The following is a 708-nucleotide window of genomic DNA, read 5'->3' as shown; positions in this document are numbered from 1 at the left end:
GGCGTTAGCCGTTTCCACAATCATTAGCTAAACTGTAAGTTGCAAAATGAGTAAAAAGGATATAAGTTTTACTCATGAAGAAATTCGAATTTGATGAAAATAAAAGCAGGTCAAATTTTGAGAAACATGGAATTGATTTCTATACAGCTCAAGGTTTGTGGAATGACTCAGATCTTATCGAGATCCCTGCAAACACAAGTGATGAACCTAGGTATTTGGTCATCGGCATGTTAAATGGTAAGCATTGGTCTGGCGTCATTACATACCGTGGATTAAATATTAGGATCATTTCAGTCAGACGTTCACGTAAAGCGGAGGTGAACTTATATGAAAGCGCATGAGTTTGATGCTAAGTTTGAAAGTGACGATGACATTTTAGGTGATCTAGATTTATCTAAAGTTAAGCGTCCAATGCAAAAGCAGAAACGGGTAAATGTTGATTTCCCTGCATGGATGTTAGATTCACTAGATCGTGAAGCTAGCCGAGTAGGTGTAACACGACAGTCGATTATCAAGATTTGGCTAGCTGAAAGGCTTGAAAATGTAGCTCATCACCACACTTCAAACTAAACGGCTAACAAAGCATTTAAGAGTGATTCCCAACGCATGGCATTTTTCGTTCCATCGTTGGGTTTCGTGTTTATGGTGGTATGGTTTAGTTTCGTGGTAGCGTTGCTCACACCTTAATGCGGCGTTATGCTTTATTGA

The 708-nt window shown here is 39.1% G+C and carries 2 protein-coding genes; both read left to right on the top strand.

The features are described from left to right. Window positions 1–74 precede the first annotated feature (74 nt). Window positions 75–341: a BrnT family toxin gene (locus tag FKN93_RS17480; protein ID WP_170905775.1), complete on the top strand. Its 267-nt coding sequence runs from the start codon at window positions 75–77 to the stop codon at window positions 339–341. After that, window positions 328–570, top strand: coding sequence for a hypothetical protein (locus FKN93_RS17475; protein WP_038176351.1), 243 nt, complete (start codon window positions 328–330; stop codon window positions 568–570). The genes FKN93_RS17480 and FKN93_RS17475 overlap by 14 nt, the downstream gene beginning before the upstream one ends. The last annotated feature ends 138 nt before the right edge of the window (window positions 571–708 follow it).

The sequence above is a fragment of the Vibrio sp. A8-1 genome, from assembly GCF_013048685.1.
GTDB classification, from domain to species: Bacteria; Pseudomonadota; Gammaproteobacteria; order Enterobacterales; family Vibrionaceae; genus Vibrio; species Vibrio metschnikovii.
This window is presented reverse-complemented; position numbering and strand designations above follow the sequence as displayed.